Source organism: Synechococcus sp. PCC 6716 (assembly GCF_022570815.1).
Lineage (GTDB): Bacteria > Cyanobacteriota > Cyanobacteriia > Thermosynechococcales > Thermosynechococcaceae > Thermosynechococcus > Thermosynechococcus lividus.
This window is the reverse complement of sequence record NZ_JAKLTU010000010.1, coordinates 112,184-135,576: the sequence shown is the minus strand read 5'-3', so window position 1 is coordinate 135,576 and position 23,393 is coordinate 112,184. Positions and strand designations below refer to the sequence as shown.

General features: G+C 54.4%; 23 protein-coding genes. 13 read left to right on the top strand and 10 right to left on the bottom strand.

The window, feature by feature from the left end; all coding sequences use genetic code 11:
* The first annotated feature begins 189 nt into the window (after positions 1–189).
* Together L5220_RS07505 and L5220_RS07500 are read left to right on the top strand one after the other, a co-directional pair.
* A complete protein-coding gene (locus L5220_RS07505; RefSeq protein ID WP_499572703.1) occupies positions 190–1,515 on the top strand; it encodes a hypothetical protein in 1,326 nt (441 codons plus the stop codon).
* A 3-nt stretch (positions 1,516–1,518) separates the two neighbouring features.
* Entirely contained in the window at positions 1,519–2,628 is a 1,110-nt protein-coding gene (locus L5220_RS07500; RefSeq protein ID WP_499572701.1) for a hypothetical protein, read from the top strand.
* Here L5220_RS07500 and L5220_RS07495 read toward each other — a convergent pair.
* Positions 2,625–3,869, bottom strand: coding sequence for an FAD-dependent hydroxylase (locus tag L5220_RS07495; RefSeq protein WP_499572700.1), 1,245 nt, complete (start codon positions 3,867–3,869; stop codon positions 2,625–2,627). The genes L5220_RS07500 and L5220_RS07495 overlap by 4 nt on opposite strands.
* Positions 3,870–4,060: 191 nt before the next feature.
* Here L5220_RS07495 and pds point away from each other — a divergent pair, with 191 nt between their 5' ends.
* The 5 genes from pds to L5220_RS07470 are packed head-to-tail and all read left to right on the top strand — an operon-like array spanning position 4,061 to position 8,138.
* Positions 4,061–5,470, top strand: a complete 1,410-nt coding sequence (gene pds / locus L5220_RS07490) for a 15-cis-phytoene desaturase (protein WP_499572698.1) — start codon at positions 4,061–4,063, stop codon at positions 5,468–5,470.
* Positions 5,454–6,389, top strand: a complete 936-nt coding sequence (locus tag L5220_RS07485) for a phytoene synthase (RefSeq protein WP_448527070.1) — start codon at positions 5,454–5,456, stop codon at positions 6,387–6,389. The genes pds and L5220_RS07485 overlap by 17 nt, the downstream gene beginning before the upstream one ends.
* 5 nt (positions 6,390–6,394) lie before the next feature.
* Positions 6,395–6,913, top strand: a complete 519-nt coding sequence (locus tag L5220_RS07480; protein ID WP_448527071.1) for a phosphoribosyltransferase — start codon at positions 6,395–6,397, stop codon at positions 6,911–6,913.
* 20 nt (positions 6,914–6,933) lie between these two features.
* Positions 6,934–7,905, top strand: a complete 972-nt coding sequence (locus tag L5220_RS07475; RefSeq protein WP_499572736.1) for an aspartate carbamoyltransferase catalytic subunit — start codon at positions 6,934–6,936, stop codon at positions 7,903–7,905.
* On the top strand, positions 7,902–8,138 hold the full coding sequence (locus tag L5220_RS07470) for a 2Fe-2S iron-sulfur cluster-binding protein (RefSeq protein ID WP_099798232.1): 237 nt from the start codon (positions 7,902–7,904) through the stop codon (positions 8,136–8,138). The genes L5220_RS07475 and L5220_RS07470 overlap by 4 nt, the downstream gene beginning before the upstream one ends.
* A 258-nt stretch (positions 8,139–8,396) precedes the next feature.
* Here the strand turns inward: L5220_RS07470 and glnA are convergent, their stop codons facing one another.
* Together glnA and L5220_RS07460 are read right to left on the bottom strand one after the other, a co-directional pair.
* Positions 8,397–9,812, bottom strand: a complete 1,416-nt coding sequence (glnA, locus tag L5220_RS07465) for a type I glutamate--ammonia ligase (protein WP_099798231.1) — start codon at positions 9,810–9,812, stop codon at positions 8,397–8,399.
* 139 nt (positions 9,813–9,951) lie between these two features.
* Complete coding sequence (locus L5220_RS07460; protein WP_099798230.1) at positions 9,952–10,449, bottom strand: DUF2085 domain-containing protein; 498 nt, start codon at positions 10,447–10,449, stop codon at positions 9,952–9,954.
* 313 nt (positions 10,450–10,762) lie between these two features.
* On the opposite strand from L5220_RS07460, the gene L5220_RS07455 reads away from it, so the two are divergent.
* Entirely contained in the window at positions 10,763–11,059 is a 297-nt protein-coding gene (locus L5220_RS07455; protein WP_099798229.1) for a DUF1816 domain-containing protein, read from the top strand.
* Between the two features lie 71 nt (positions 11,060–11,130).
* A complete protein-coding gene (locus tag L5220_RS07450) occupies positions 11,131–13,413 on the top strand; it encodes a ComEC/Rec2 family competence protein (protein ID WP_499572695.1) in 2,283 nt (760 codons plus the stop codon).
* Here the strand turns inward: L5220_RS07450 and L5220_RS07445 are convergent.
* The 3 genes from L5220_RS07445 to L5220_RS07435 are packed head-to-tail and all read right to left on the bottom strand — an operon-like array spanning position 13,410 to position 15,247.
* Complete coding sequence (locus tag L5220_RS07445; protein ID WP_499572693.1) at positions 13,410–14,600, bottom strand: GTPase family protein; 1,191 nt, start codon at positions 14,598–14,600, stop codon at positions 13,410–13,412. The two genes, L5220_RS07450 and L5220_RS07445, sit on opposite strands and share 4 nt — an antisense overlap.
* Entirely contained in the window at positions 14,581–14,871 is a 291-nt protein-coding gene (locus tag L5220_RS07440) for a DUF2973 domain-containing protein (protein WP_099798226.1), read from the bottom strand. Before L5220_RS07440 ends, L5220_RS07445 begins: the two co-directional genes overlap by 20 nt.
* A 46-nt stretch (positions 14,872–14,917) precedes the next feature.
* Positions 14,918–15,247, bottom strand: coding sequence for a DUF2605 domain-containing protein (locus tag L5220_RS07435; RefSeq protein WP_448513710.1), 330 nt, complete (start codon positions 15,245–15,247; stop codon positions 14,918–14,920).
* A 256-nt stretch (positions 15,248–15,503) separates the two neighbouring features.
* Between L5220_RS07435 and L5220_RS07430 the strand changes: the two genes are divergently transcribed.
* Positions 15,504–16,040 (top strand): phycobiliprotein lyase, encoded by a 537-nt coding sequence (locus L5220_RS07430; RefSeq protein ID WP_448513711.1) that lies wholly within the window; start codon positions 15,504–15,506, stop codon positions 16,038–16,040.
* A 26-nt stretch (positions 16,041–16,066) separates the two neighbouring features.
* Positions 16,067–16,438: a VOC family protein gene (locus L5220_RS07425; protein ID WP_499572686.1), complete on the top strand. Its 372-nt coding sequence runs from the start codon at positions 16,067–16,069 to the stop codon at positions 16,436–16,438.
* On the opposite strand, the gene L5220_RS07420 is transcribed toward L5220_RS07425, so the two are convergent.
* From L5220_RS07420 to rseP, 3 genes are all read right to left on the bottom strand, one after another.
* Positions 16,380–17,369 carry an AEC family transporter gene (locus L5220_RS07420; protein ID WP_499572683.1) on the bottom strand — a complete coding sequence of 330 codons (990 nt, stop codon included), beginning with the start codon at positions 17,367–17,369 and terminating at the stop codon, positions 16,380–16,382. The two genes, L5220_RS07425 and L5220_RS07420, sit on opposite strands and share 59 nt — an antisense overlap.
* Positions 17,370–17,442: 73 nt before the next feature.
* Positions 17,443–18,114: an endonuclease III gene (nth, locus tag L5220_RS07415; RefSeq protein WP_499572734.1), complete on the bottom strand. Its 672-nt coding sequence runs from the start codon at positions 18,112–18,114 to the stop codon at positions 17,443–17,445.
* A gap of 33 nt (positions 18,115–18,147) precedes the next feature.
* On the bottom strand, positions 18,148–19,254 hold the full coding sequence (gene rseP / locus L5220_RS07410) for an RIP metalloprotease RseP (protein ID WP_448533076.1): 1,107 nt from the start codon (positions 19,252–19,254) through the stop codon (positions 18,148–18,150).
* A gap of 326 nt (positions 19,255–19,580) precedes the next feature.
* Between rseP and accD the strand changes: the two genes are divergently transcribed.
* Together accD and L5220_RS07400 are read left to right on the top strand one after the other, a co-directional pair.
* Positions 19,581–20,492: an acetyl-CoA carboxylase, carboxyltransferase subunit beta gene (gene accD / locus L5220_RS07405; RefSeq protein WP_099798221.1), complete on the top strand. Its 912-nt coding sequence runs from the start codon at positions 19,581–19,583 to the stop codon at positions 20,490–20,492.
* Positions 20,493–20,738: 246 nt separating this feature from the next.
* Positions 20,739–22,595, top strand: coding sequence for a serine/threonine phosphatase (locus L5220_RS07400; protein ID WP_499572681.1), 1,857 nt, complete (start codon positions 20,739–20,741; stop codon positions 22,593–22,595).
* 13 nt (positions 22,596–22,608) lie between these two features.
* Here L5220_RS07400 and L5220_RS07395 read toward each other — a convergent pair whose 3' ends face one another.
* Positions 22,609–23,154 carry a thylakoid membrane photosystem I accumulation factor gene (locus tag L5220_RS07395; protein ID WP_499572679.1) on the bottom strand — a complete coding sequence of 182 codons (546 nt, stop codon included), beginning with the start codon at positions 23,152–23,154 and terminating at the stop codon, positions 22,609–22,611.
* Positions 23,155–23,393 lie beyond the last annotated feature (239 nt).

The following is a 23,393-nucleotide window of genomic DNA, read 5'->3' as shown; positions in this document are numbered from 1 at the left end:
GGTGTGCTGTCAATGCCTGTCCGCTTATGTGCCATCTCCCAGCCCGAAAACAGCAACCTGATGGCTAGTCTCAGAAATGGGGTGTGGTCAATGCTAAGAATCTGTGTCCTGAATACAAGATTATTCACCCCTGAGAGTATGTCACAGTAAAGATAGAGCCTTAGCCCATAGGGGGGTCGGGAGGTTTTGATGAATGTTGATCGCCGACTAATGCGGGCTGTTGAAACCCTTGGCTACCGTGTCACCGCTGGGGATGTGGCAGCGGCGGTGGGGTTGCCGCTACAGGAGGCAGAAAGGGGGCTCCTTGCCTTGGCAGGGGAGGTCGGCGGTACGCTGCAAGTTGCTGAAAGTGGCGATATTGCCTACGTCCTGCCCCCCAACTTTCGCAGTATTTTGCAGGCAAAGTATTGGCAACTGCAACTCCACGCGCTGTGGCAGCGGGTCTGGGGGGTGCTGTTTTATCTTATTCGCATCTCCTTTGGCATTTTCCTCGTGGTGTCTATTGTCCTGATTTTCTTGGCGATCGCCATTATTCTCATTGCCTTAGCAACCCAAGGCCGCAATAGTGACGATAGCAATGGCGAGGGTAGTTCATGGGGTGGTGGCGGCGTTCGTTGGTGGGTGGTTCCTGACTTTTGGTTTTTCTTTGGGGATACCTCCTCGCGACGGCGATCGTCCGCGTTCAGCAGCGCAACGAGAGGGCGCAGCAGAGATGACAGCGAAGAGATGAACTTCTTTGAAGGAGTCTATTCGTTTTTATTTGGGGACGGTAACCCCAATGCCGATCTTGAGGAGCGCCGCTGGCAACTGATTGGTCAAGTTATTCGCCAACATCAAGGAGCCGTCATAGCGGAGCAGATTGCTCCTTACCTTGATCTTGGCGATCGCCCCAGCGATGACGAGTCTTTTATGATTCCGGTGCTCAGCCACTTCAATGGCCGCCCCGAGGTAACTGAAACGGGTCAAATTATCTACCGGTTTCCTGATCTGCAAACCACCGCAGGGCAACGGCGGCGGCCTCAGCCCTCCTTACCCCCCATCCTAGAGGAGCATCTCTGGCGGTTTAGTCGTGCACCGGCGTGGCAAATTATGGTGGCGATTGGCCTTGGCTGCGTCAACCTCATTGGTGCCCTCATGCTCTGGTACCTGCTGGGGGATGGCGAGATTGCCCAAGAGTTAGGGGGGCTAGTGGCCTTTGTCGCCTCTATTTTTTGGGTGTTATTGGGGTATGGCCTTGGCTTTTTGGGAATTCCCCTAGGACGATATTACTGGTTACTGTGGCAAAATCAGCGCATTCGCGATCGCAATGCCCGCCGCTATCGCTATGCGGCAATTTTGGCGAACCCCAGCACCGAGGTGCAAGCCAAACTGAGAGCGGCTCAAGCCTACACCCAAGAGAGACAGGTTGATGAGGACAACCTTGCCTACCGCTCTGATCAAGATCTTCTTGAGCAGGAACTCGCACAATCAGAGAGAATTGATCGCGACTGGCAGCGGCGGCTCAAGTCGGAGTAAGCCATGGGGACAGCACAGCACTCGCTGCGGCAAGCAGCCGCCATGGGGGATCTGGGGGCAGTGCAGACCCTCCTCACCCAAGCTTTGGCTCCGAAGGGGGTTCAGGTTGAGGTACAGCACAAAAGCCAGTGTTTGTACCTAGGATTACGGTGTCCAGCACCGGTGCCCGCGGCGATCGCCCTGACGCTGTTGAGCCGCGAACTAGTGCAGTGGCCCACCTACCCAACCTTTAGTGCCATTGTTAGCGCCTACCATCAGGACGCTCTGCTGTGGGAAACGTCCCTTGACCTCACTAGCCGCAGTCGCCTACAGAAGGTGGCTCAGGGCGACCTCCTGCGCACTGCCTCGCCACAACCGTCTCCAGCCCCTCCCCTAGCCGTGAGCAAGGTGAGTCTGCCCGGGCAAGACCCCACGAGCAACGACTGGCAGGTGGTTGTAGCAGGGATCGGTCTGGCGCTACTGGTGCTCAGTTCCGAGCGGGTCACCTTTTTGTTGAGTCCATTAATCACGCTGGTGCATGAACTGGGGCACGCATGCACCGCATGGCTGTTTGGCTATCCGGCTATTCCTGCCTTTGATTTTCGCTACGGCGGTGGCGTGACGCTGCATGGCGATCGCGTCGGTTTTTTAGTGGTGCTGCTTTACGCTGGGTTAGCAGGCTTGGCCTACTACTGTCGCCACCATCGGCCGCTATTGATCGCCCTTGGCGTATTGACCGCAATCTACACTCTTTTTGCCCTGAGTCCCATTCACGAGATGCTCTTTGTAGCGATGGGGCACGGCTTTGAACTCCTATTTGCGATGATTTTTCTCTACCGTGCGCTGAGCGGCTGGGGGTGTCGCTACGCCATTGAGCGCCCCCTTTATGCCATGCTGGGCTTTTTTATTGTGCTATTTAATATGCGCTTTGCGTGGCAGTTGCAGTTCAACGATGTGTTTCGGGAACTCTACCTCATGGGCAAAGGGGGAATTGATCACGACTTGGTGCGCCTAGCGCGGGATTTTTTCCATACGGATTTAGCCACTGTGGTTGGCCTGTACGGCTTCTTAGTCATTCTCGCCCCTGTTGTTCCCTTTGTGCTCTACCGCTATCGATCGCAGCGCTTTCCCTAAGACACTGGGAAGGTGAGACCTGCCATGAATCGCAACACGGCCTGCCTCAGGATCGGGATTGATCGCAGAGCCAGCAAACCACCGCGACGGAGCAGGACTAGGGGGAGCCAATCATTGGAAAAGAGACGATTCAGAAGGTCGGTGAAGGCCAAGGTCAGGCTGTTTTGCCAAAACCGCTGCCGCTGAAACTGCCGCAGTTGAGGGTAGCTGCCAATGTCTTGGGGGGCGATCGCCTGTAGTTGTGCTGCCAATGCCCAGACATCTCGCAAGCCTAAGTTTAAGCCCTGCCCTCCCACCGGATGACAGCGGTGCGCCGCATCGCCAATGACCACGCAGCGATCGCCCACGTAGGAAGTCACCTGCATCAGTTGGGTGGGGAAGATAAATCGCTCACTCACGCCAGTGATCTCTGCCATAGCGGGGTCAAGGTAAGGCCGCAATTGCGCTAAAAAGGCAGCATCCTCCAGCGCCAGAACCGCCGCCGCCATCTCATGGGGCAGCGTCCAGACCACACGGTAGCGATCGCCCGGCAAGGGCAACACCCCCAGCGGGCCGGTGGGCCAAAAGCGCTCGTAGGCCAGCACGGGTTGGGGATGGGCAACGTTGAGGGTGGCCACAACGCAGGATTGAGGGTAATGCCAGCCCCACGGTTTCAGACCCATTTGCTCCCGCACAGCAGATTTACCTCCATCCGCCGCCACAATCAACCGGGCACTGAGGTGAGCCACCTGTGGCTGAGCCAAATCAGCACTCACTAGAGTTAACTGAGCGCGATCGCCCCCCCCTTGAGTCTCTATCACTCGCCATGGACAATAGACCACCACATTGCTTGCCGCCTTGAGCGTCGCCTGTAGCGTGTCCACCAGCACAGCATGCTCGGCCACATAACCAATGACCTCCGTGCCTAAATCCTGCGGGTCAAAACGCACTGTCTGGGAAAAGGTACCATCCGAAAGTTGTACCTGCTCAAAGGGCTGAATCCGAGGGGCTAAAGCCTCCCAGACCCCAATCTCACGAAAAAACTGTCGCGACACCTGATGCAGCGCGTAGGCTTGCCCCTTGGCGATCGCCCCGGAGGTGGGCACCGCTTCAATTACGGCGACCTTAAGAGCGCTCTGGCGCAGGGCACAGGCTAAACTAAGGCCAACCACTCCCCCCCCAACAATCGCCACATCCACCGGCGGTAATTGGCAGGGAACGGCTGGAGCACAGGGGTCGAACGGCAGAAACGAAGAGGTCATCACAGGAGTTTGGGTGCAATAAGGCAACTGAGCAGTTCCATTTGGATTTTAACGCGCTCTCCTGAGCCACAGGAATTTTGGGGTCGGCCATTCCTGCGTAACGTTTTGTAAATATAATAATAAAAAGCTTTTCACGATCGCCCCAAAGCTGGGTTAACAAACAGTAGGGTCAAACAAGGATAGCGTCATTCATGCGAGTTGCAATTGCTGGTGGGGGTCTAGCAGGATTAGCCTGCGCCAAGTACTTAGTTGATGCGGGGCACACCCCCATTATTTTTGAACGTGCCGCTGTGCTGGGGGGGTTGGTGGCAGCATGGCAAGATGCCGATGGCGACTGGGTAGAAACAGGGCTACACGCCTTCTTTGGGGCGTATCCCAACATGTTGCAACTGCTTGAAGAATTAGGCATTAGCGATCGCCTGCAATGGAAGCGCCACGCCTTGATTTTCAATCAGCCGGAAAATCCCGAAGTACTCTCGTGGTTTGATGTTCCCGATCTGCCTTCCCCCATCAACGTGCTGCTTTCAATTCTGCGCAATAACGACATGCTGACGTGGGAGCAAAAACTGCGCTTTGCCTTGGGTCTGTGGCCAGCCATTGTGCGGGGGCAAAAATATGTTGAAGCTATGGATAAATACACCCTCCTCGAGTGGCTAGAGCGCCAAGGCATTGATGAGCGGGTGAACTCGGATATTTTCATTGCCGCCTCAAAAGCCTTGACCTTTATTAACCCCGATGAGGTCTCTGCCACCGTTCCCCTCACGGCCATGAACCGCTTTTTGCGGGAACGCTATGGCTCAAAAATTGCCTTTTTGGATGGGGCACCCCCTGAGCGGCTGTGTCAGCCTATTGTGGAGTACATCACGGCACGGGGCGGCGAAGTGCACACCAATGTTGCCCTGCGGGAAATTGTGCTCAAAGAGGATCTCTCCGTTCAGTGCTTTGTCATGGCGGATTCCGAAAGTCAACGCCGCTTTGAGGTAACTGCCGATGCCTACGTCTCAGCCCTCTCGGTGGATGCCATCAAGCTACTGCTGCCGAAACCTTGGCAAGAGCTACCCTTTTTCCAAAAACTGAACGGCTTGGAAGGGGTACCCGTGATCAACGTACAAATTTGGTTTGACCGCAAGCTGCCGACGGTCGATCACCTTCTCTTTTCGCGATCGCCCCTGCTGAGTGTGTATGCCGACATGAGTGAAACCTGCAAAGGCTATGCTGACCCCGATAAATCCATGCTGGAGTTAGTGCTAGCCCCCGCCGCCGAGTGGATTGGTCGCCCCGATGCAGAGATTATTGAAGCGACACTTGCTGAACTGGCAAAATTATTTCCAAATCACCTGCCGGAACCTGCTAAAGTGCTGAAAGCGGCGGTTGTGAAAACCCCCCSCTCGGTTTACAAAGCAACCCCCGGTCGCCAAGCCTTCCGTCCCGATCAGGTCACCCCCATTCCCAACTTCTTTCTATCCGGCAGCTATACAATGCAGCCCTACTTGGGGAGTATGGAAGGGGCGGTACTTTCTGGTAAGCTGGCAGCGCAGGCGATCGCCCAGCAGCCCCCTATGCCCTCTACTCAGACTGTCGCCAATGCTGCAACTGCCTAGAGCCGAGTACGCCCCCCCCTTGATTCCCCTTGACGAAGCCTACGAGCTGTGCCGCCAAGTCACAGCCACCTACGCCAAAACGTTTTACCTCGGCACGCTCCTGATGCCCTTGGCAAAGCGGCGTGCCATTTGGGCGATTTACGTTTGGTGTCGGCGCACGGATGAACTGGTGGATGGTCCGCAGGCAGCCACCACCACCATGGCCACCTTAGATGACTGGGAAGCCCGCCTCGAGGATATTTTTGCCGGGCGACCCCACGATGCGATGGATTTGGCCTTAACCGCCACCTTGGAACAGTTTCCCCTCGATATCCAGCCCTTTCGGGATATGATTGCCGGTCAGCGGATGGACTTGCACCGCAGCCGCTACGAAACCTTTGCCGAGCTAGAACTGTACTGCTATCGCGTGGCTGGCACCGTTGGCTTAATGTCCCTTGAGGTGATGGGGGGGAACCCCTTTAGCGATCGCCTCTGCGCGCCATGGGTCGATCCCTACCATGCTAAGGGCACCCTCAAGGATCAGGCCATTGCCCTAGGCATTGCCAACCAACTCACGAATATTTTGCGGGATGTTGGCGAGGACATGCGGCGGGGGCGTATCTATCTGCCCCTTGAAGACCTGCACGCCTTTAATTACAGCGAAGCCGATCTGCAGCGAGGCGTGATCGACGATCGCTGGCGTGCCCTCATGCAATTCCAGATTCAGCGGGCGCGGGAATTTTACCGTGAAGCAGAGGTGGGCGTGGCCTACCTTGAGCGCGATGCCCGCTGGCCGGTGTGGTCTGCCCTGATGCTCTATCGCGAAATTTTGGATGTCATTGAGCGCAATGGCTACGATGTGTTTAATCGCCGCGCCTTTGTCTCGGATCTGCGCAAAACCTTTTTTATTCCCCTCTCTTGGCTGAAGGCCACGTTCTAGGGGCTATGGCAGACCTCTATATCAACTGGGACGACTACCATCGCACCATTGAGCAGTTGGCGATCGCCATCCACGACTCTGGCTGGCAGTTTAATCAAGTGCTTTGTCTAGCTAAGGGGGGGCTACGGGTCGGGGATATTCTCAGCCGCCTATTTCGGCAGCCCCTAGCCATTCTGGCGGTATCCTCCTACAGAGGAGTGCATAACCAAGAACGGGGGCGCATCACCTTTGGCCATGACCTAACCATGACCACCGCCAACCTTGGCAGCCATGTGCTCCTAGTCGATGACTTGGTTGATTCCGGCGTGTCACTGAAAAAGACGCTACGCTGGCTCGACGTAAAGTACGGCTTTGCAATTGAAGAGATTCGTACTGCAGTACTGTGGTACAAGGCCGCCTCCTGTATCACGCCCGACTATTATGTGCACTACCTACCGGACAATCCGTGGATTCATCAGCCCTTTGAGCGCTACGAACAGTTGAGTGTGACCGATTTAGCCGCAACCTTTAGCCCCTGTCCATGACCTCATCCCTCCACACACCTCTGCAATGGCACCGCCGTCATATCCTGTCGCTCCAGGACTTTAGCGTTCCAGAGCTAGATATTGTCCTGCAAACCGCCGCCAGCTTTCAGGAGGTACTGAATCGCCGCACCAAAAAAGTGCCAACGCTCCAGGCTAGGGTGGTTGCCAATCTCTTTTTTGAAAGCTCCACCCGCACTCGCAATAGTTTTGAACTAGCAGCCAAGCGTCTCTCTGCCGATATTCTTAACTTTGCGCCGGGAACCTCTGCCCTCAGTAAGGGGGAAACCATTCTGGATACCGCCAAGACCCTCTGGGCGATGGGGGCGGAATTCATGGTTATTCGCCACCAACAGTCGGGGGTGCCCCACACCATTGCGGCTGAAATGGATCGCCTTGGCACTCAGGTGGCGGTTCTCAATGCCGGGGATGGCCTGCACGAGCACCCCTCCCAAGCCCTTTTAGATTTATTTACCCTCTGTCAGCTTTACAGTCCTCGTCAGCCCCGCTGTGAACTTCTCCGGGGGAAAAAAATTGCCATTGTCGGAGATATTCGCCATTCCCGGGTGGCACGCTCCAACCTCTATAGCCTGACGACTGCTGGTGCCGATGTGCATCTGGCAGGGCCGCCGACCCTCTTGCCGTCTGAGTTTGCCAAGTATGGGGTCACCCTCCACTGGCAGCTAGAGCCAGCCCTCGCCAAGGCCGACATCGTGATGACCCTGCGGTTGCAGCGGGAGCGCATGGATCAGCATTTGATTCCCAGTTTGCGCGAGTATCACCAACAGTTTGGCATTACCCACGAACGGCTACGGCTGTGCCAGCCCCACGTGCGGGTTCTGCATCCGGGGCCTGTGAACCGTGGGGTAGAACTGAGTTCCGCCTTACTTGATGATGGGCACGTCAGCCTCGTGAACCAACAGGTGACCAGTGGTGTGGCGGTGCGGATGGCCTTGTTATATTTGATGGGGAGTACGCCGGACGCAGGTGGATGATTACGGTAACCTTTTTGCCCGAGAACGTATCGGTGAGTGCTGAGGCTGGGGAATCGTGGTTGACCGTGGCCGATCGCGCCGGGGTTGAGATTCCCACGGGCTGCTGTATGGGGAGTTGTGGTGCGTGCACGCTGGAGCTAGAAGATGGCGAGGAAATTCGCGCCTGTATTTCCACCCTTGCGGGCGATCGCCTCACCGTGACTGCCTCTGTTTTTAGTGACCCAACTTGGTAAGGTTCCTGCACCTTTTCTCACAAGGATTCTATATATTTTTGATTTTTATTAACATCCTCCAACGGCTGAAGCACGATGGGCTTTACGCCGATTTCTGTCATTTTCAGACCCTGATCCGACGTCTTCGGGTTATATCAACAGCAATAGTAGCGCTGCTCTTCGGCTAGGTTTTTGGCATTACTAAACTTCACTAAAAAAAGAGGCGGCTCTTTTGGAACCACCTCTGAGCTACTGAGCTACTTTTAGTCTTCAATGCGCCTAGGCATCGAAGTAAAGGGCAAACTCGTAGGGATGGGGACGCAGTGACATCGGAATCACTTCGGTGTCGAGTTTGTACTGAATCCAGTTGAGGATAAAGTCTTCGCTAAAGACCCCACCAGCGGTCAAGAAGCTATGATCCTTTTGCAGATTTTCTAGCGCTGCCATCAAAGAACCAGGGGTAGAGGGAATTTTGGCCAGCTCTTCAGGGCTGAGGTCGTAGATATCGACATCCAGCGGGCTACCAGGATCAATTTGATTTTTAATACCGTCAATCCCTGCACACAGCATGGCGGCAAAGGCTAAGTAGGGGTTACTGGTGGCATCGGGGCAGCGAAACTCTAAGCGCTTTGCTTTCGGGTTTGTGCCGGTCAGCGGAATCCGCACAGACGCGGAGCGGTTGCCTTGGGAGTAGGCTAAGTTCACCGGTGCTTCAAACCCCGGCACTAGACGCTTGTAGGAGTTAGTCGTCGGGTTGGTGAAGGCCAACAGCGCTGGGGCATGCTTGAGAATACCACCAATGTACCAAAGAGCGGTTTGGCTGAGGTTGGCATAGCCATCGCCCCAAAAGAGCGGCTGACCATCTTTCCAAATCGATTGGTGGGTGTGCATGCCGGAGCCATTGTCATTGAACACTGGCTTGGGCATGAAGGTAGCCACTTTACCGTGCTTGCGCGCCACGTTCTTGACACAATACTTATAGGTCATCAGCCAGTCTGCTGCTTGAATAAGGGTGCCAAAGCGCAGACCCAACTCGCACTGACCCCCCGTTGCCACTTCGTGGTGGTGTTTTTCAATGGGTACCCCACATTTGGCCATCGTTAAGAGCATTTCCGTACGCAAGTCTTGGAGGGTATCCGTTGGCGCAACGGGGAAATACCCTTCTTTGCCGCGGATTTTGTAGCCAAGGTTGCCACCGTCTTCTTCACGGCCAGTGTTCCAAAGACCTTCAGCGCTATCAATATAGTAGTAGCCCGATTTTTGATTTTGGTCGTAGCGAACATCATCAAAGACGAAAAACTCAGCTTCTGGCCCAAAGAATGCCGTATCGCCAATGCCAGTGGCTTTTAGGTATTCAATGGCACGGGTGGCAATGGAGCGGGGACAGCGATCGTAGAGTTCACCAGTGCGAGGGTCTTTAATAGTGCAGATCATGCTGAGGGTGGGTTCTTTCATGAAGGGATCTTCCCACGCTGTCTCAGGATCGGGCACCATCATCATGTCGGATTCGTTGATGGCTTTCCAACCGCGAATGCTGGAGCCGTCAAAGGCAACACCATCGCTAAACGAGCTTTCATTTAATTGGCTCTTGTGAACGGTCAAGTGTTGCCATGTTCCGGGCATGTCAATAAATTTCAAGTCGATTAACTCGTACTTGCTGTTGATCAAATCAAGGATTTCTTGGGGCGTTGCCATGTAAGGTTACTCCTTCTATGTTTGGGCGCACCGCAGCGACAATCTATGGTAGAAAGTTGACTTCACCGTTTTTTGTATCGCAGGCTACCAAAAAGCCTTGATTCTCGTTGCAGCATGATTCCTTACGAACGGTGGTTCCTCAATGGGACGCCGCCAAGGAAGCTTTGGGGTATAGGCGCGGCATGATTAACAGGCCAAGCCCTAAGCCAGCGATCGCGCCAAAGGGAAAGACCACCCAGTTAGAGTAGTCCCAGACACCGTAGTGTTGTAATGCCCACTCTAGGGGGTAAAACAACATTAACAGGATGGCAACTGCCCAGCCACGGCCTCCGTACTGATGCAGCCAGTACCATTCCTGAGCGGCGGGCGATCGCCCAATCCACACGCGGGTCAGCAAGACGGCCATCAACGTCCCATAACAGCGCATACACACAGCCATCGTCCAAGGGGGTGCCAACACCACGCCCATCTCTGGTTGGGGACAGACGTGGTTCCCCATGGTGTAGATAATGTGGGCAATCCGGGGTAAAAACAGAAACTGACTGGCCGCTAAGAATGGAGCCAACAACGGCCCAAGGAGTAGAGCAGCAAGAAGGGTGTCTAGCCAGAGCGAGGCGGGCGATCGCCGTCGGTTCATAAACGCTTACGCTATATTTGGTAGGGAGCACTCCATAATTTACCAAAGCTTCGATAATGTCGGCAATTCAGTGGTCTGACGCTTCTACCCTAGAGGACTTGAAGTATTCCCAACATTCTAAAAATTGTCACCATTGCTCAAGGCGATAGATTGGGTTGATCTGCATCAATTCTGATCCTAGACGTAAATAAATATGACAATTTATGGTTTGGAATTTTCCGCATACACATTTGTGAGGGGATCAGTTATACACAAATAGAGAGCGAACCAGATTGGTTGGGGTCGTTAGGCAATTACCGGAGGAATATACTAAATGGTTGGCGATAATAACACAACCTTTACTGGCTGGCTGGCCAATGTTGTCAATGAAATTGGTTTAGCGTGGTGGGTCAAGGTTGAAACACAGCAGCCCCACTGCATCTACTACTTTGGGCCGTTTCTCACTCCAGCCGAAGCCGATAAGGAAAAGGACGGTTACCTTGAAGATTTGAAAGCAGAAGGTGCTGAAGGCTTTGATGTCGAAGTATTGCGGTGTCGGCCTCAGGATCTGACAATTGATGAGGAAATGGCAAAAAAGCCTCTGATGCCCCTTAGTTCTGCCGTGCCTTAAACAGCAGGGTGACCTCAGACGGCGGCGGAGTCGTTAGAGGTTATCTGGCCACGAGGGGATAGATTGCTCTGATGGTCAGCACGGTTCCTAGGAACGATCTTGTGTTGTGGGCGATCGCCTTCATCGCAGGTTGCATCCTTACCCTTGTTCAAGGGGGCTGGCTGATTGTCCTAGGCACTGGAGGCTTGTGCTGGTGGCTACGGCGACAGCGTTGGGGACGCTCCCTCTGGCTGCGGCTTCCTACCTCTCGCAGTGTGGCAATCGCCACCGTCGTTGCCCTGCTGGCCATGAGCTACCTGTGGCTGCGCACGCCTCAGCCCACAGTCACGGATATGAGCGGGGTGGTTAGGCGGTTGGCAGACCTCAACTTGCCCCCCACCGTTGCGGTGACGGGTGTTGTCCAAACCACCCCATTGCCCAACCGTGCTGGACGGCTGCGCTTTTTTATGGTGGTGGAGCAGTATCGCAATGTCAGCCAACAGGCCAGTCAGGATGGACTATTGCGGGGTCGTGCCAGTGGCCGTCTTTACGTGACGCTGCCCGGGACGATCGCCGCCGATCTCCATCCAAGTCAACGCATTGAAGTCCAAGGAACCCTCTACCGTCCCCGCCCCAGTGGCAGTCGTTTTATCCGCACCTTTAATTTTCAGCGCCAGTTGCAACTCCAGAACACCTTTGCTGGGTTAACGGGCGAAGAGCTTAGGGGGCTTGATCACGGCGCCGGTTGGGGGTTGTGGGCGATTCGGCAGCGCATTACCGCAGCGCATCGGGCAGGTTTAGGCGATCGCTATGGCTCATTAGTGTCGGCCATGGTGCTGGGGTCACGAGCGGTAGCGGTGCCCTTTGAGCTGCGGGATGCCTTTCGGCGGGKGGGGCTTTCCCATGCCTTGGCTGCATCAGGGTTCCATACGGCTATCCTCTTAACGGTAGCGTTAACCCTAGTGCGCCCGTTCCCTGAGCGTTGGCGGTACAGTTGTGGCGGTGGCGTTCTGATCCTCTTTGTGTGCCTCAGTGGCTTTGCACCGTCGGCCATTCGGGCGGGGCTGATGGGGTTAGCCAGTTTAGCGGCCTTAGCAGGCAACCAAAAGGTGCAGCCCCTAGGCGCCTTGCTAGCGATCGCCTGTGGCATGCTGCTTTATAATCCCCTTTGGATTGAGGACATTGGCTTTCAACTGAGTTTTTTAGCCACCCTTGGGCTGATTGTTAGTAGCCAACCCATTAGCGATCGCCTTGACTGGTGCCCCGGAGTCCTCCGGAATCTGCTAGCTGTTCCTTTGGCGGCGACGATTTGGGTTTTTCCCCTATCCCTAGCAATTTTTGGTGTCTTTCCCGTATATGGTCTCCTTGCCAATGTCCTCACGACCTTTCTCCTCGTCATGCTGACCGTCGGCGGTTTCATCAGTGCCCTTGGCGCGTTACTCCTGCCAACGATTGGAGCTGGCATTGCCACCATGCTCTACTGGCCAACGGAGCTATTGGTCTGGTTCGTGCAGCACATTGGCCAATGGCCGGGCGCAACCATTGCGTTGGGCACCCTCGGCTGGGGACAAGTGGTGGTGTTGTATGCCCTGATCGTGCTGGTGTGGTGGCACCCATGGTGGCAACACCGCTGGCTTGCCGTCTTTACCGTTGGGTTAGCCCTCGTGGTACTGCCCTTCCTCATCCGCCAGCAGATGCTGTTTCAAGCCACTGTCTTAGCCACAACCCGTGTGCCGATGTTGGTCATTCAGCAACCGGCGGGGACGATCGCCCTCAATGCTGGGGATCCCCATGTTTTGACCGCATTTTTAGCCCAAGAGGGCATTAACCGAATTGATTGGGCGATTGCCAGCGATCGCCGATCCCAGAACTGGCTTGACGTTCATGCCACCACCCCCCTGCGTCGCCTCACTACCGTGGCCACGGCCAACAGCGACCCTGCCTATCAGCAAATGCTGGCAGCCCTACCCGTTGAACACCACACTTTGCTGCCCCAGCAACCGAGCCGCTTGGGGAACGTTGAGATTACAGTACAACGAGCCGATCCTGCGATTCTTCGGTTCAACCTTGGTCGCAGTGATTGGTTATTTATTAGCGATCCTGCCGCTGACCAGTACCACTGGTTGAGGGGTTCCCCTGTCGCCACCCCAGATGTTCTCTGGTGGTGGGGGCGTCGGTTTGACCTGCAACTGTTAGAGCACATTCAGCCTAAAGCGATTATTTTTAGTCAGGCACGGCTGGCACCACAGATCAGTGCAGCCCTACAGCAAAAAAATATTCCCTATTTTATTGTCGGCAGCGATGGCGAGATCCGCTGGACCCCCAACACCGCGCTAACGGCCAATCTCGATGCCAGCAATGATGGAATTTTCTAAGACTGGGGTAGGTTGAGCTTTGCTGAGGTGAAGGTGTCTTGTAATACCTGCTGAATCCGTTCGAGATCCGGGGTTTTCCCTCCCATGAGATCACCAAAATAGACGCAGGCTGCCTCTCCCAATGCCCAAGTATAGGCCGCAGCCCAGGAGGCAGCGAGCACCGACCCCACCCCAGGAACGAACTTAATCAACTGCTGACCGATCAAGCGGGCGACAAACCCACCGCCAATCGTGGTTAAAATTCCCCCAGCTTGCGATGGTGACAGCGTTTGACCGTACAGCTGCCCGAGCAGAATCACCATCACCACCTGCACTGCTACCAAGACCGGCATCGTGGCAAAGGGAAAGGGTACCGCTGAGAGGGTGCCCGCCATCACCGCAAAGGGCGCAATGTAACGCCGTCCCACTTGGCGATAGAGTGGGGCAAGGCGATCGCCGAGGTCTGAGTGCACCACCAGCTGCCGCAGCATATGAGCCTCTGCCTTGGGCAGCACAGTTTCCAAGGTTGCTGCTAAGGATTCAAACCCATAGAACAGCGGTGTGTAGCCATCTTCCTCCAGCGTAAAGTCAATCGGAACCACGCGATCGCTAATGTCAGCAAAGCGCTCTGTTAACCCTGCGATCGCCAAGGTGAGATCAGGGAAGTCCGGCGGGTAGGGCGGATGATTCTCTTGGCTGGGTGGATATAACTCGTGCAAGCAGGTAACTGCCACTAAAAAGGGAATGTCGGGATGATGGCGTTTGAGTTCCTTGGCCACCTGATACAGGCGATCGCTGGCAAAGTCTGTGACTTTCAGGGTTAGAATAATCACCCGTGCCCGCTGACTCTCCCGCAGGAGGTGATCCAGTTCCGCCGCCACCTGCTCTGTCTGGGCTGGGGTTTCCCCTAACCCCACCGTATCGGTAAAGGTGATCAGGGGTAAATCCGCTGTCGGGTAGTGATAGCGTTGCGTCTGACGTGTATGGGGGCGAAAGCCCGAACCCACAATACTTGGGGAGGCTCCCGTCATCCCTCGCACAATTGAACTTTTACCCGATTGGGGCTTGCCAATCAGTAGCACTTCGGTCACAGGAAGCTGTTGCCGCGCTGTCGCCAACACCTCTGCCAAGGCCGTGGCATCCACCTGAAACCAGCGGGTTAGCGATCGCAGATACTGGGGGAGTGGCTTAACGTTGGCTTTCACCACGCTGATCATCACCGTAGCTGGGAGACTCGCGATAGATCGCATCCAGTTGTGCCCGGGCATCCTCCACACTCAGGGAGCGCATCACCAGTAATGGCTCGTCAATGACATGGCCATGGCTATCGAGCAGTTCGGGATGGCTAACGGTTCGCCCCCGAGGGGCGGCAGACTGTCGCTGCGATTCAATCCCTAAGGTCAACAAACTCCGAATAAGGTTGGCCATTGCCAATAGTGCCAGTACCGTAAAGGCAACAATGTAAAGCAACTGCAACATGAAAAGAGCACCTCCGAGCCAAGAGTTTAAGACAATAAAAGACGTTTTAAGTGTGACAACCGTTGGATTTGGATAAGCGATAGTGGTGGGCAACCTGCCAGCACTCCATCAACAGCGTATGCCATTGCATTAATACCTGCGTATCCACGCCAACCTGCCCTTCTGTTGCTCGAAATAGACTTTGGGTCGCAACCACATCATTTAGGGCGGCATCCACTCGACTCAACAGGGCTTGCTGGTCAGCAACCTCTAAAAACGGCATGACCTCCGTCCGCAACAGGGATTGAGCACGGCTAAACCAGTCTTGGAAATCGTCAAGCAACGGTTCCAGTAACACCTTGAGGAGTTGGGGTTCAGGTAAATTGGAGTGCAACATAGGGCAATGGGGACAACCTTACTTCTATCTTAAATCTTAATCTCGTTTACATATTGTTACAATTTGTTCAGGGAATTTGTCGCCATGGTGCCAGGCGCTGAGGGCAGCCCTCCAAGCTGGTCATTGCCAACACTGAGGGAAATTGGCTGTAGTACCCTAGATGAAGGAGTCAACGCTTATGTTGTTGATTTTTCGGCCTAGGGTGGCAATGCTGTAAATCGATTCGTCTATCTAGCTATAGTTGCATGGGGTTAGCATGGATATCCGCGATTTTTTTGCTCAGAGTGCTGGTCGTTGGTTTTCCCAGCGCACAAGTCATCATCTTGCCTTTAAGCAGACTGAGTCGGGCAAGTCTCAACTAACGATTGATTTACTGAGTGTGGATGATCCGGCGGTGATTGCCCTGTGCCAGCAGTACGAAATGGATCCGCAATGGGCCATTTGTGGGGCGCGGGTTAGTTGGGATGGCACGATGGAATGGGATGCTGAAAAGCACGAGGGATCAACGGTGCTTGTACCGATTATGGGGGACGGATCAACCCACGAAGGCAAGTTGCTGCGGGAGATGGGCTATGCCGAGAAAGCACCAGTGGCGGGTCGCTTTAGTATGGGCAGTGATGGTGCGCTCACGCTGATTACAGAGTACGAAACCATGTACTCGGAAGAGCGGTTGTGGTTTGCCAGCCCCAATCTGCGACTGCGCACCAGTATTTTGAAGCGCTTTGGCGGCTTTAGTATGGCATCCTTTTGTTCTGAAATTCGTTTGGGGGTGACCCAACCCGCCCAGTCATGATGCTGTTTTTGCACACAGCAATCAATGTGACTGACCTTGATCGTGCCGCTGCCTTTTATGAGGGGCTGCTCGGGTTACACCGAGTCGATCGCCCCCTGACATTTCCGGGGTTGTGGTACCAAGTGGGTGCGGTGCAAATTCACCTCATCCAAGCAGCCCATGTGACCAATCGGCTCCAAGATGGCGATCGCTGGGGACGGAACCCTCACCTTGCTTTGGGGGTTACCAATTTAGAGGCTCTGAAGGCAACCCTCACGGAGGCGGGTATTCCTGTGCAAGCCAGCGCTTCAGGTCGCGCGGCCATTTTTGTGCAGGATCCCGATGGCAACCTCATTGAACTCAGCCAAATACCAGCAGATGGCGACACAGGAAAATCCACAGGGGCAGCACCGCAATAAAGCTTAGGGTACTCAGGGCAATGGCTGCCGGTGGTAGCTCTGCATTTAGCTCATACTCTTCTGCAAGGATCAATGCGGCAAAGGCGGTGGGCGTACTCGTCATGATGGCGATCGCCAGCAGGGGATCGCCCCGCAGCCCCAGACCATAGACAATCGCTAACATCGGCAGGGGCAAGATCAACGTTTTAACCAAGGCTGGGATGATCGCCATCGCAAAACTGTGCCACCCCGGCAGCCGACTTAAGCGAATCCCCGTCAGGACAAAGGCTAGGGGAATCACGCCGCGAATATCCAGTTGCAGTATGAACTCAACCCCTGGGGGAAACAGCATCCCATGGGTGGCAAATCCAGCCATCGCTGCCCAGAGGGTGGGTACTGTGGGGAGGACAGCCAGGGCGTGCCACCAGGATTGGGAGTGCGTTTTACCGTAGTACTGTCCCAGAAACGACCCCAGACCATAGGTACCAATGGCATTTTGGGTAATAGCATAAAAGGTGGCCCAGCGCAGATCCGCCGCTGCCAGTAGGGGAATGGCTACGCCTAACCCCACAAAGCCCGTATTACCAAGGATGCAAGAAATGAGGTAGCTGCCCTGAAAGCGCCGAGCTTCAGCCACAGGCAACGCTGTAGTTAAAGTTGGCGGTGTGTACTGGAGCCATTGGGGCAGAAAATAGCGTTCTTGCCAAGGGTAACAGACCTGGGCTACAACATAGCCCACCACCAACGTCAAAAAGGCAAAGACGGGCGACAGCCAAATGAGGCCCGTAAAGTCAGTGTGGTGCACAAGGGCAAAGATTTGTAGCGGTACCCCCACCCAGTAAAGGCCACGACCCAACCACTGGGGGATGACTGCCGGTAGCCACCGTCCCAGTACCAAACCAAGGCTAGTCCAGAGGATCAAGGGGCTGGTCGCAGTGATTGCATCCACCATGGCGATCGCCGCTAAAGTTGCTTTTGAACACTGTAGTTTGTTAGAGGCATCTTAGCCTGCGGGGAGACGCTCCTCAGCGCACCCCCAAGAGTTGTTTGCCCGTCGCACACAGATCCACTAGCTCACAGCCCTCACAATGGGGCTGGCGCGCTTGGCACACTGCACGACCATGATAGATCAGGCGAATAGACCAATTCTCCCAATCAGGCTGGGGCACTAAGCGCATGAGATCGCGCTCAATTTTCACCGGGTCTGTTTCTGTGGTTAGCCCAAACCGCTGACTGAGGCGTTTGACATGGGTGTCCACCGTTACCCCACCWAAAATACCAAAGCCGTGAGCCAGTACCACATTAGCAGTTTTGCGAGCCACTCCCGGTAGTGAGAGTAGATCCTCCATCACCTTAGGCACCTGTCCGCCATACACCTCCACAATCCGCCGACACGCCCCTTGAATATGCCGCGCTTTATTGCGATAGAAGCCGGTGGATTTGATATAGTGCTCTAGCTCTGCCACATCGGCATTAGCAAAAGCCACTGCATCCGGAAAGCGCTCAAATAAGGCCGGTGTGACTTGGTTCACCCGCTCATCGGTACACTGGGCTGAGAGGATAGTGGCCACCAGTAACTGCACAGGAGTCTCGAACTTGAGACTACAGGTGGCATCTGGATAAAGACGCTTGAGGCGGGTGAGAATTTCCAAAGCTCGTTGTTGTTTAGCACAAAGGCGGCGGGTAATAGCCATCAGGACAACGATTCATCACTAATCAACGAATAATCACTAAAAGAGTTGCTGTACCCAAGCTAGTCCGGTCAGGTTCACCGTATCACGGACAATCAGTACCATCCCTAGCCCCAGCAGTAAGACCAGACCAGTTTGCATCACCCCTTCCTGAATGCGATTGGGCAATGGGCGACCGCGCAGGGCTTCGATGAGTAAAAATAACAGTTGGCCACCATCCAGAGCCGGTAGGGGCAAGATGTTAATAATGGCAAGGTTAATGCTGATCAGCGCGGTAAAGGTAAACAACTGCTCGGCATTGGAGCGGGCAATGTCAGCCCCCATCGCCACGATCGCCACTGGCCCAGACACCTGCTGCGCTGCTTGATCAAAGTGCTGAAACAGTTCACGAAACCCATCGAAGGTGAGGAGAATAACGTTTTGGAATTCTGCGGCGGCGGCGGTGGCCAAAGTGATAGGGTTCCATGTTCGCTCTCGACGCACCTCAGCATGGGGAGCAAGTTGTACGCCAATACGGGCTTGGCCGTCGCTGTTAACTTCAGGAATTAGAGTGACTTGCTTAACGATTCCTTGGCGCTGAATCTCAAGGGTGAGGGGTTGGTTCGGGTGCTGCTGAATAGCTTTCATCAGGGTGGGCAGGCTACTGGCACTGGCGGTTAAGGGTTTTCCCTCCACCGAAATGATCAGATCGCCGGGCTGAATGCCTGCCTTGGTGGCCACCAAACTACTTTCAGGCACAAGGGCAGGAACTAACACTCCATCGTAGTAGGTGGCATGGCTGACCCCAAGCACCCCCATCTGAACGAGGAATAGCAGATAGGCAAACAGAAGGTTAGCAATCACCCCCGCGCTGATGACAATGGCTCGATCCAGAATGGGTCGGTTACTGAGAAGGTTAGGGTCGCTGGCGGGAACGGCACTGTTGGGATCGTCGTCAGGAAACCCCACATACCCCCCCAAAGGAATGAGTCGCAGGGCGTACTCTGTTTGCGCCCCTTGGTACTTCCAGAGGATGGGGCCAAAGCCAATCGAAAAGCGATTGACGTAAATTCCTTGGCTGCGGGCTGCTAGAAAATGCCCCAACTCGTGAACGAAAATTAAGATTCCGAGGATGGCGATCGCCACCGCTACTGCAACCATCGACATGGACTGAACCCAATGCTACGCTTTGACAGGTACGCTTCTTTCCCATTGTGGCACTTGTGCCCCCCGTGTGCCGTGGGTATTTACCCCTGCTATGCATATTTTTCTCAGTTTGTACGATATATTGCAAAATTGCAACAAAGTGGGATGATAAGTAATTATTCTTAGCTGTTGCCCCTTGAGGACACTTAATACACACGCCTTATGACCTGTTTCAGTGCAGAAATCAACTAAGAGTGCTAGGGTTACGCCTTCTCGAACCTTGGTTTTGTGCTGGAAGAGGCATCGATTAAACAATCTGACGTTAAGCTTAGAGGGAATTTTCAACAATGTCGTTATTTGACTGGTTTGCAAATCGCCGTAAAGAAACTGCCCTTACCCCCATGCACCAAGAACGAGAAATTGCCGATGGCCTGTGGACAAAGTGCGAAGCCTGCGGGGTGATGATCTATAGCAAAGACCTCCATAGCCATCAGTTAGTTTGTCCTGAGTGTGGTCATCATCACCGGGTTAGTAGCCATGAGCGCATCCAACAACTGATTGATGCTCAAACGTGGCGACCCCTCGATGAGCAGTTGGTGAGTTGTGATCCCCTCCAGTTCAAAGATCGCAAGCCCTATAGCGATCGCCTGCGGGAATACCAAGAAAAAACCGGTCTGAAGGATGCGGTGCAAACCGGGTTAGGGCAGCTCAACGGCCTACCTGTGGCTCTTGGGGTCATGGATTTTGCCTTTATGGGTGGCAGCATGGGTAGCGTAGTGGGGGAAAAAATCACCCGCCTGATTGAGCGAGCCACGTGGGAGCACATTCCTCTCGTGCTCATCTGTGCATCCGGGGGAGCGCGGATGCAGGAAGGCATGCTCAGCCTTGTGCAAATGGCCAAAACCGCCGCTGCCCTCGAGCGCCATCGCGCCGCTGGCTTACTTTACATTCCAGTGTTAACCCATCCAACCGCTGGGGGGGTCACCGCTAGCTTTGCCATGCTGGGGGATATTATCCTAGCTGAGCCAAAAGCCACCATTGCCTTTGCTGGACGGCGCGTCATTGAACAAACTCTGCGGGAGAAATTACCCGATGACTTCCAAACGGCAGAATTCGTGCAAAAGTGTGGCTTTGTGGATGCGATTGTGCCCCGCACCGAGCTAAAAGAGACCTTAGCGCAGCTTATCCGCCTGCATCAACCCACCACACCAACCCCTGTGCCGTCAAGTTTTTTGGCAACCTCATTTTCCCTTAGCTGAGGGGATTTGGGGGTAGATCAGCCCTGCACTCTAACCGAGTTGTGTTTCCTCACCAAGGTTGAGGGACGGGAGTCGGTTAATTAGAGTCTCTGAGGACTAGGGCAGTGGCAGCTCTCCTAGAGCGTACTGGCTAAACTGTGATGCTTCGAGGGCGATCGCTATACAATAGGCTTACTCCTGAGCGCTATTGCTCAATCATCTGCCCTCAGGAGTACCCACACTGTCCCTCCTGCTCTACAGTCTGTAATGCACACCACTGAAACCGATAAAGACCTCAAGCTCTGGTGGGGTGTTCTCTATCCGGCTTACAATGACCATCCAATTTTGGCAGTTGCCACTCCGGAGGTGGAGGGCACAGTCTTTGAGCAGGATACCAACCCACCGAACGCTGCGGCTTATTTTGACCCCCAGCATCGCTACCAGCGGTGGAACAGTCGTTATGCCTACGATTTGCCGCAACTCGTGCAGGATTTGCAACCCCATGAGAGCACCCTGCTGGCTGAGTTACACGCCTCGCCCCATCTGTGGGCCGATGGACTCGATCTAGCGCAGCCGGAGCGTGTTATTGCCCAGCTACAGGCCGCCTACCCCGGTCTCAGTGGGGTGGCGATCGCCTACTTAGTGCTCAATCTTGCCTGCCCTGAGTCAGTGCCAGCCATTCATGATGCTTGGCTAGATACCGTTGCAACAGCTAATTTCCCGGCGAATCAATGCCACGGTGTTATTCTGGACTACAACCACGCCGCCCGCCCCCTCAAAGATGTATGGGAAGACGACAGCATCCCCGACGAGCGTATTTTTGCCTATCTTGAAGACATGCTTAGCCTCTGGCAACTGCTAGAGCCATGGCATAGTCATTTTTCGCTTTTAACAATTAAAAACTTGGCCGTCAACCCTGATCAAAGCCTACGGTTACACCAGCTTGACTTCACGCCTCCCCTTGTCGAGAGCTTTCGCCCTCTTGCTCAACGGCCAACCCTTGTCACTATCTGGCAGCAACTGTTTGAAAACACCTCAGTGCGTCGGCAGTCGGTCTTCATGCCGTTGTTGGTATCCCTGAGTACCGCTCCCATTGAAACCATCAGGGAGATACAAATGCTCCTAGACTCATTAGCAGAAACGCTGCGCACCGAACCCCTGTTAGTGCTTAATGAAGCGGATGAGGCGGGTGAGAGCACGGATGATTTGATTGCTGCGCTCCCTAAACTGCCCTTGCCAGATGATAACGACCATACCGCCATTGATGATGCGCCCACGGCACTGCTACCCCGCCAACTGGTTCAAGTAGAGGTTGCGGCCCAAACCGATACCGGACGCGATCGCCACCATAATGAAGACGTGTATTTAATGAATCACCGCCAGCAGTTGCGGGTCACCCCCAACGGCCAGCAATTAAATATGCAAGGAGTATTTATCCTGTGTGATGGTATGGGGGGGCACGCCGAAGGGGAAGTTGCTAGCTCCCTTGCAGCTAAAACGGTGTATGACTATTTTGAAGAAACGTGGCCATGGCAGGGAGACCTGCCCAGCGCCGACGAGGTGCGAAAGGCTATTTATCGTGCAAATGAAGCCATTTTTGAAACCAACGAGCAAAAGGCAAAAACCGGCAGTGGCCGCATGGGAACCACACTGGTTATGGCGCTGGTGGATAACTATCATCTGCGCTTAGGGTATGTAGGCGATAGCCGTATCTATCGCTTTACCAAACGCCAAGGCTTAGAGCAGCTCACCGTTGATCATGAAGTGGGTCAGCGCCTCATTCAGCAGGGCGTAGAGCCAGAGATTGCCTACGGTCGCCCCGATGCCTACCAGCTGACCCAAGCCCTTGGCCCACGCAATAATCAATCCGTTGCCCCTGAGGTTATGGATATTACCATTGATGAAGATACCTTAGTTTTATTGTGCTCCGATGGTCTCTCGGATAATCGCTGCCTCGAAACCCATATCATTAGCCATATCCTGCCCATGCTAGACTTTAGCGTGCCCCTCAGCCAAACCCTCCATAAACTCATTGAGATGGGGAACGAAGTCAACGGCCACGATAACCTGACGGCGATCGCCTTGCGCTTCAAACTGCGTTCTGCCTTAAGCTGCCTCTTCTAAACACTCCCCTCCTCTACAAATTGGGGAGGCTGTCATTCACAAAGCGAGACCGTAGTTCTGGTGACTCCGAGCGAGGCAACAGATCAAAGACCTGCCGCAGGGTATCGTCAAGGGTTTCAAAGGGGACATTGCCCACCACCTCTTGGCGGAGCCGCCCCTGCCGATCAAAAATTAGGGTTTGCGGCACCAATCCTTTGTAGTAGTACCCCGGATCGGTGGCGGTAAATTCAGCCCCTAGGGGTAGAGCATCAATATCAATAGGAATAAAGTCTGTGACACGGCCATAATAGCCCTGTAGTTGGGAGATAGTGGTGGCAAACTGTTTGCAGTCACGGCTGTCGTTGACGTAAAACACCAGCAGCGTGGCGCGATCGCTCTTTAGCGATTGGCTGAGGCTAACTTTGGGCGGCACGAGGGAGCCGTTGCCACCGTAAAGGGCAAAAATGTTGCCGTCGTAGCGATCGTCGTTTACCCCAGCCCAACTGACACTCGTGAGCAACCCCCACAGTAACAGCGCAAGGCCTATGAGCGTTAGACGTTGCGTCCACAGCCGTTTCATGCGTCCTTTCCTCTTCCGACAGGTTGTGCAATGGTTCCTAAAACACTCTAGCGAAGCTTTGATCTGAATCCAAACCCTAGGCAGTCAATTTGCTCGTCAGTGGACACACTGCCTTCACGTTATCTGTTGATAGGTCTGCCAAAATGAGGACGACCTATTTATAATTTTGTAGATGTTAATCATGCCTTTACTAGAGTTCATGATATAGTTGCCCCATATTTATCATGGGTAAAGAACGT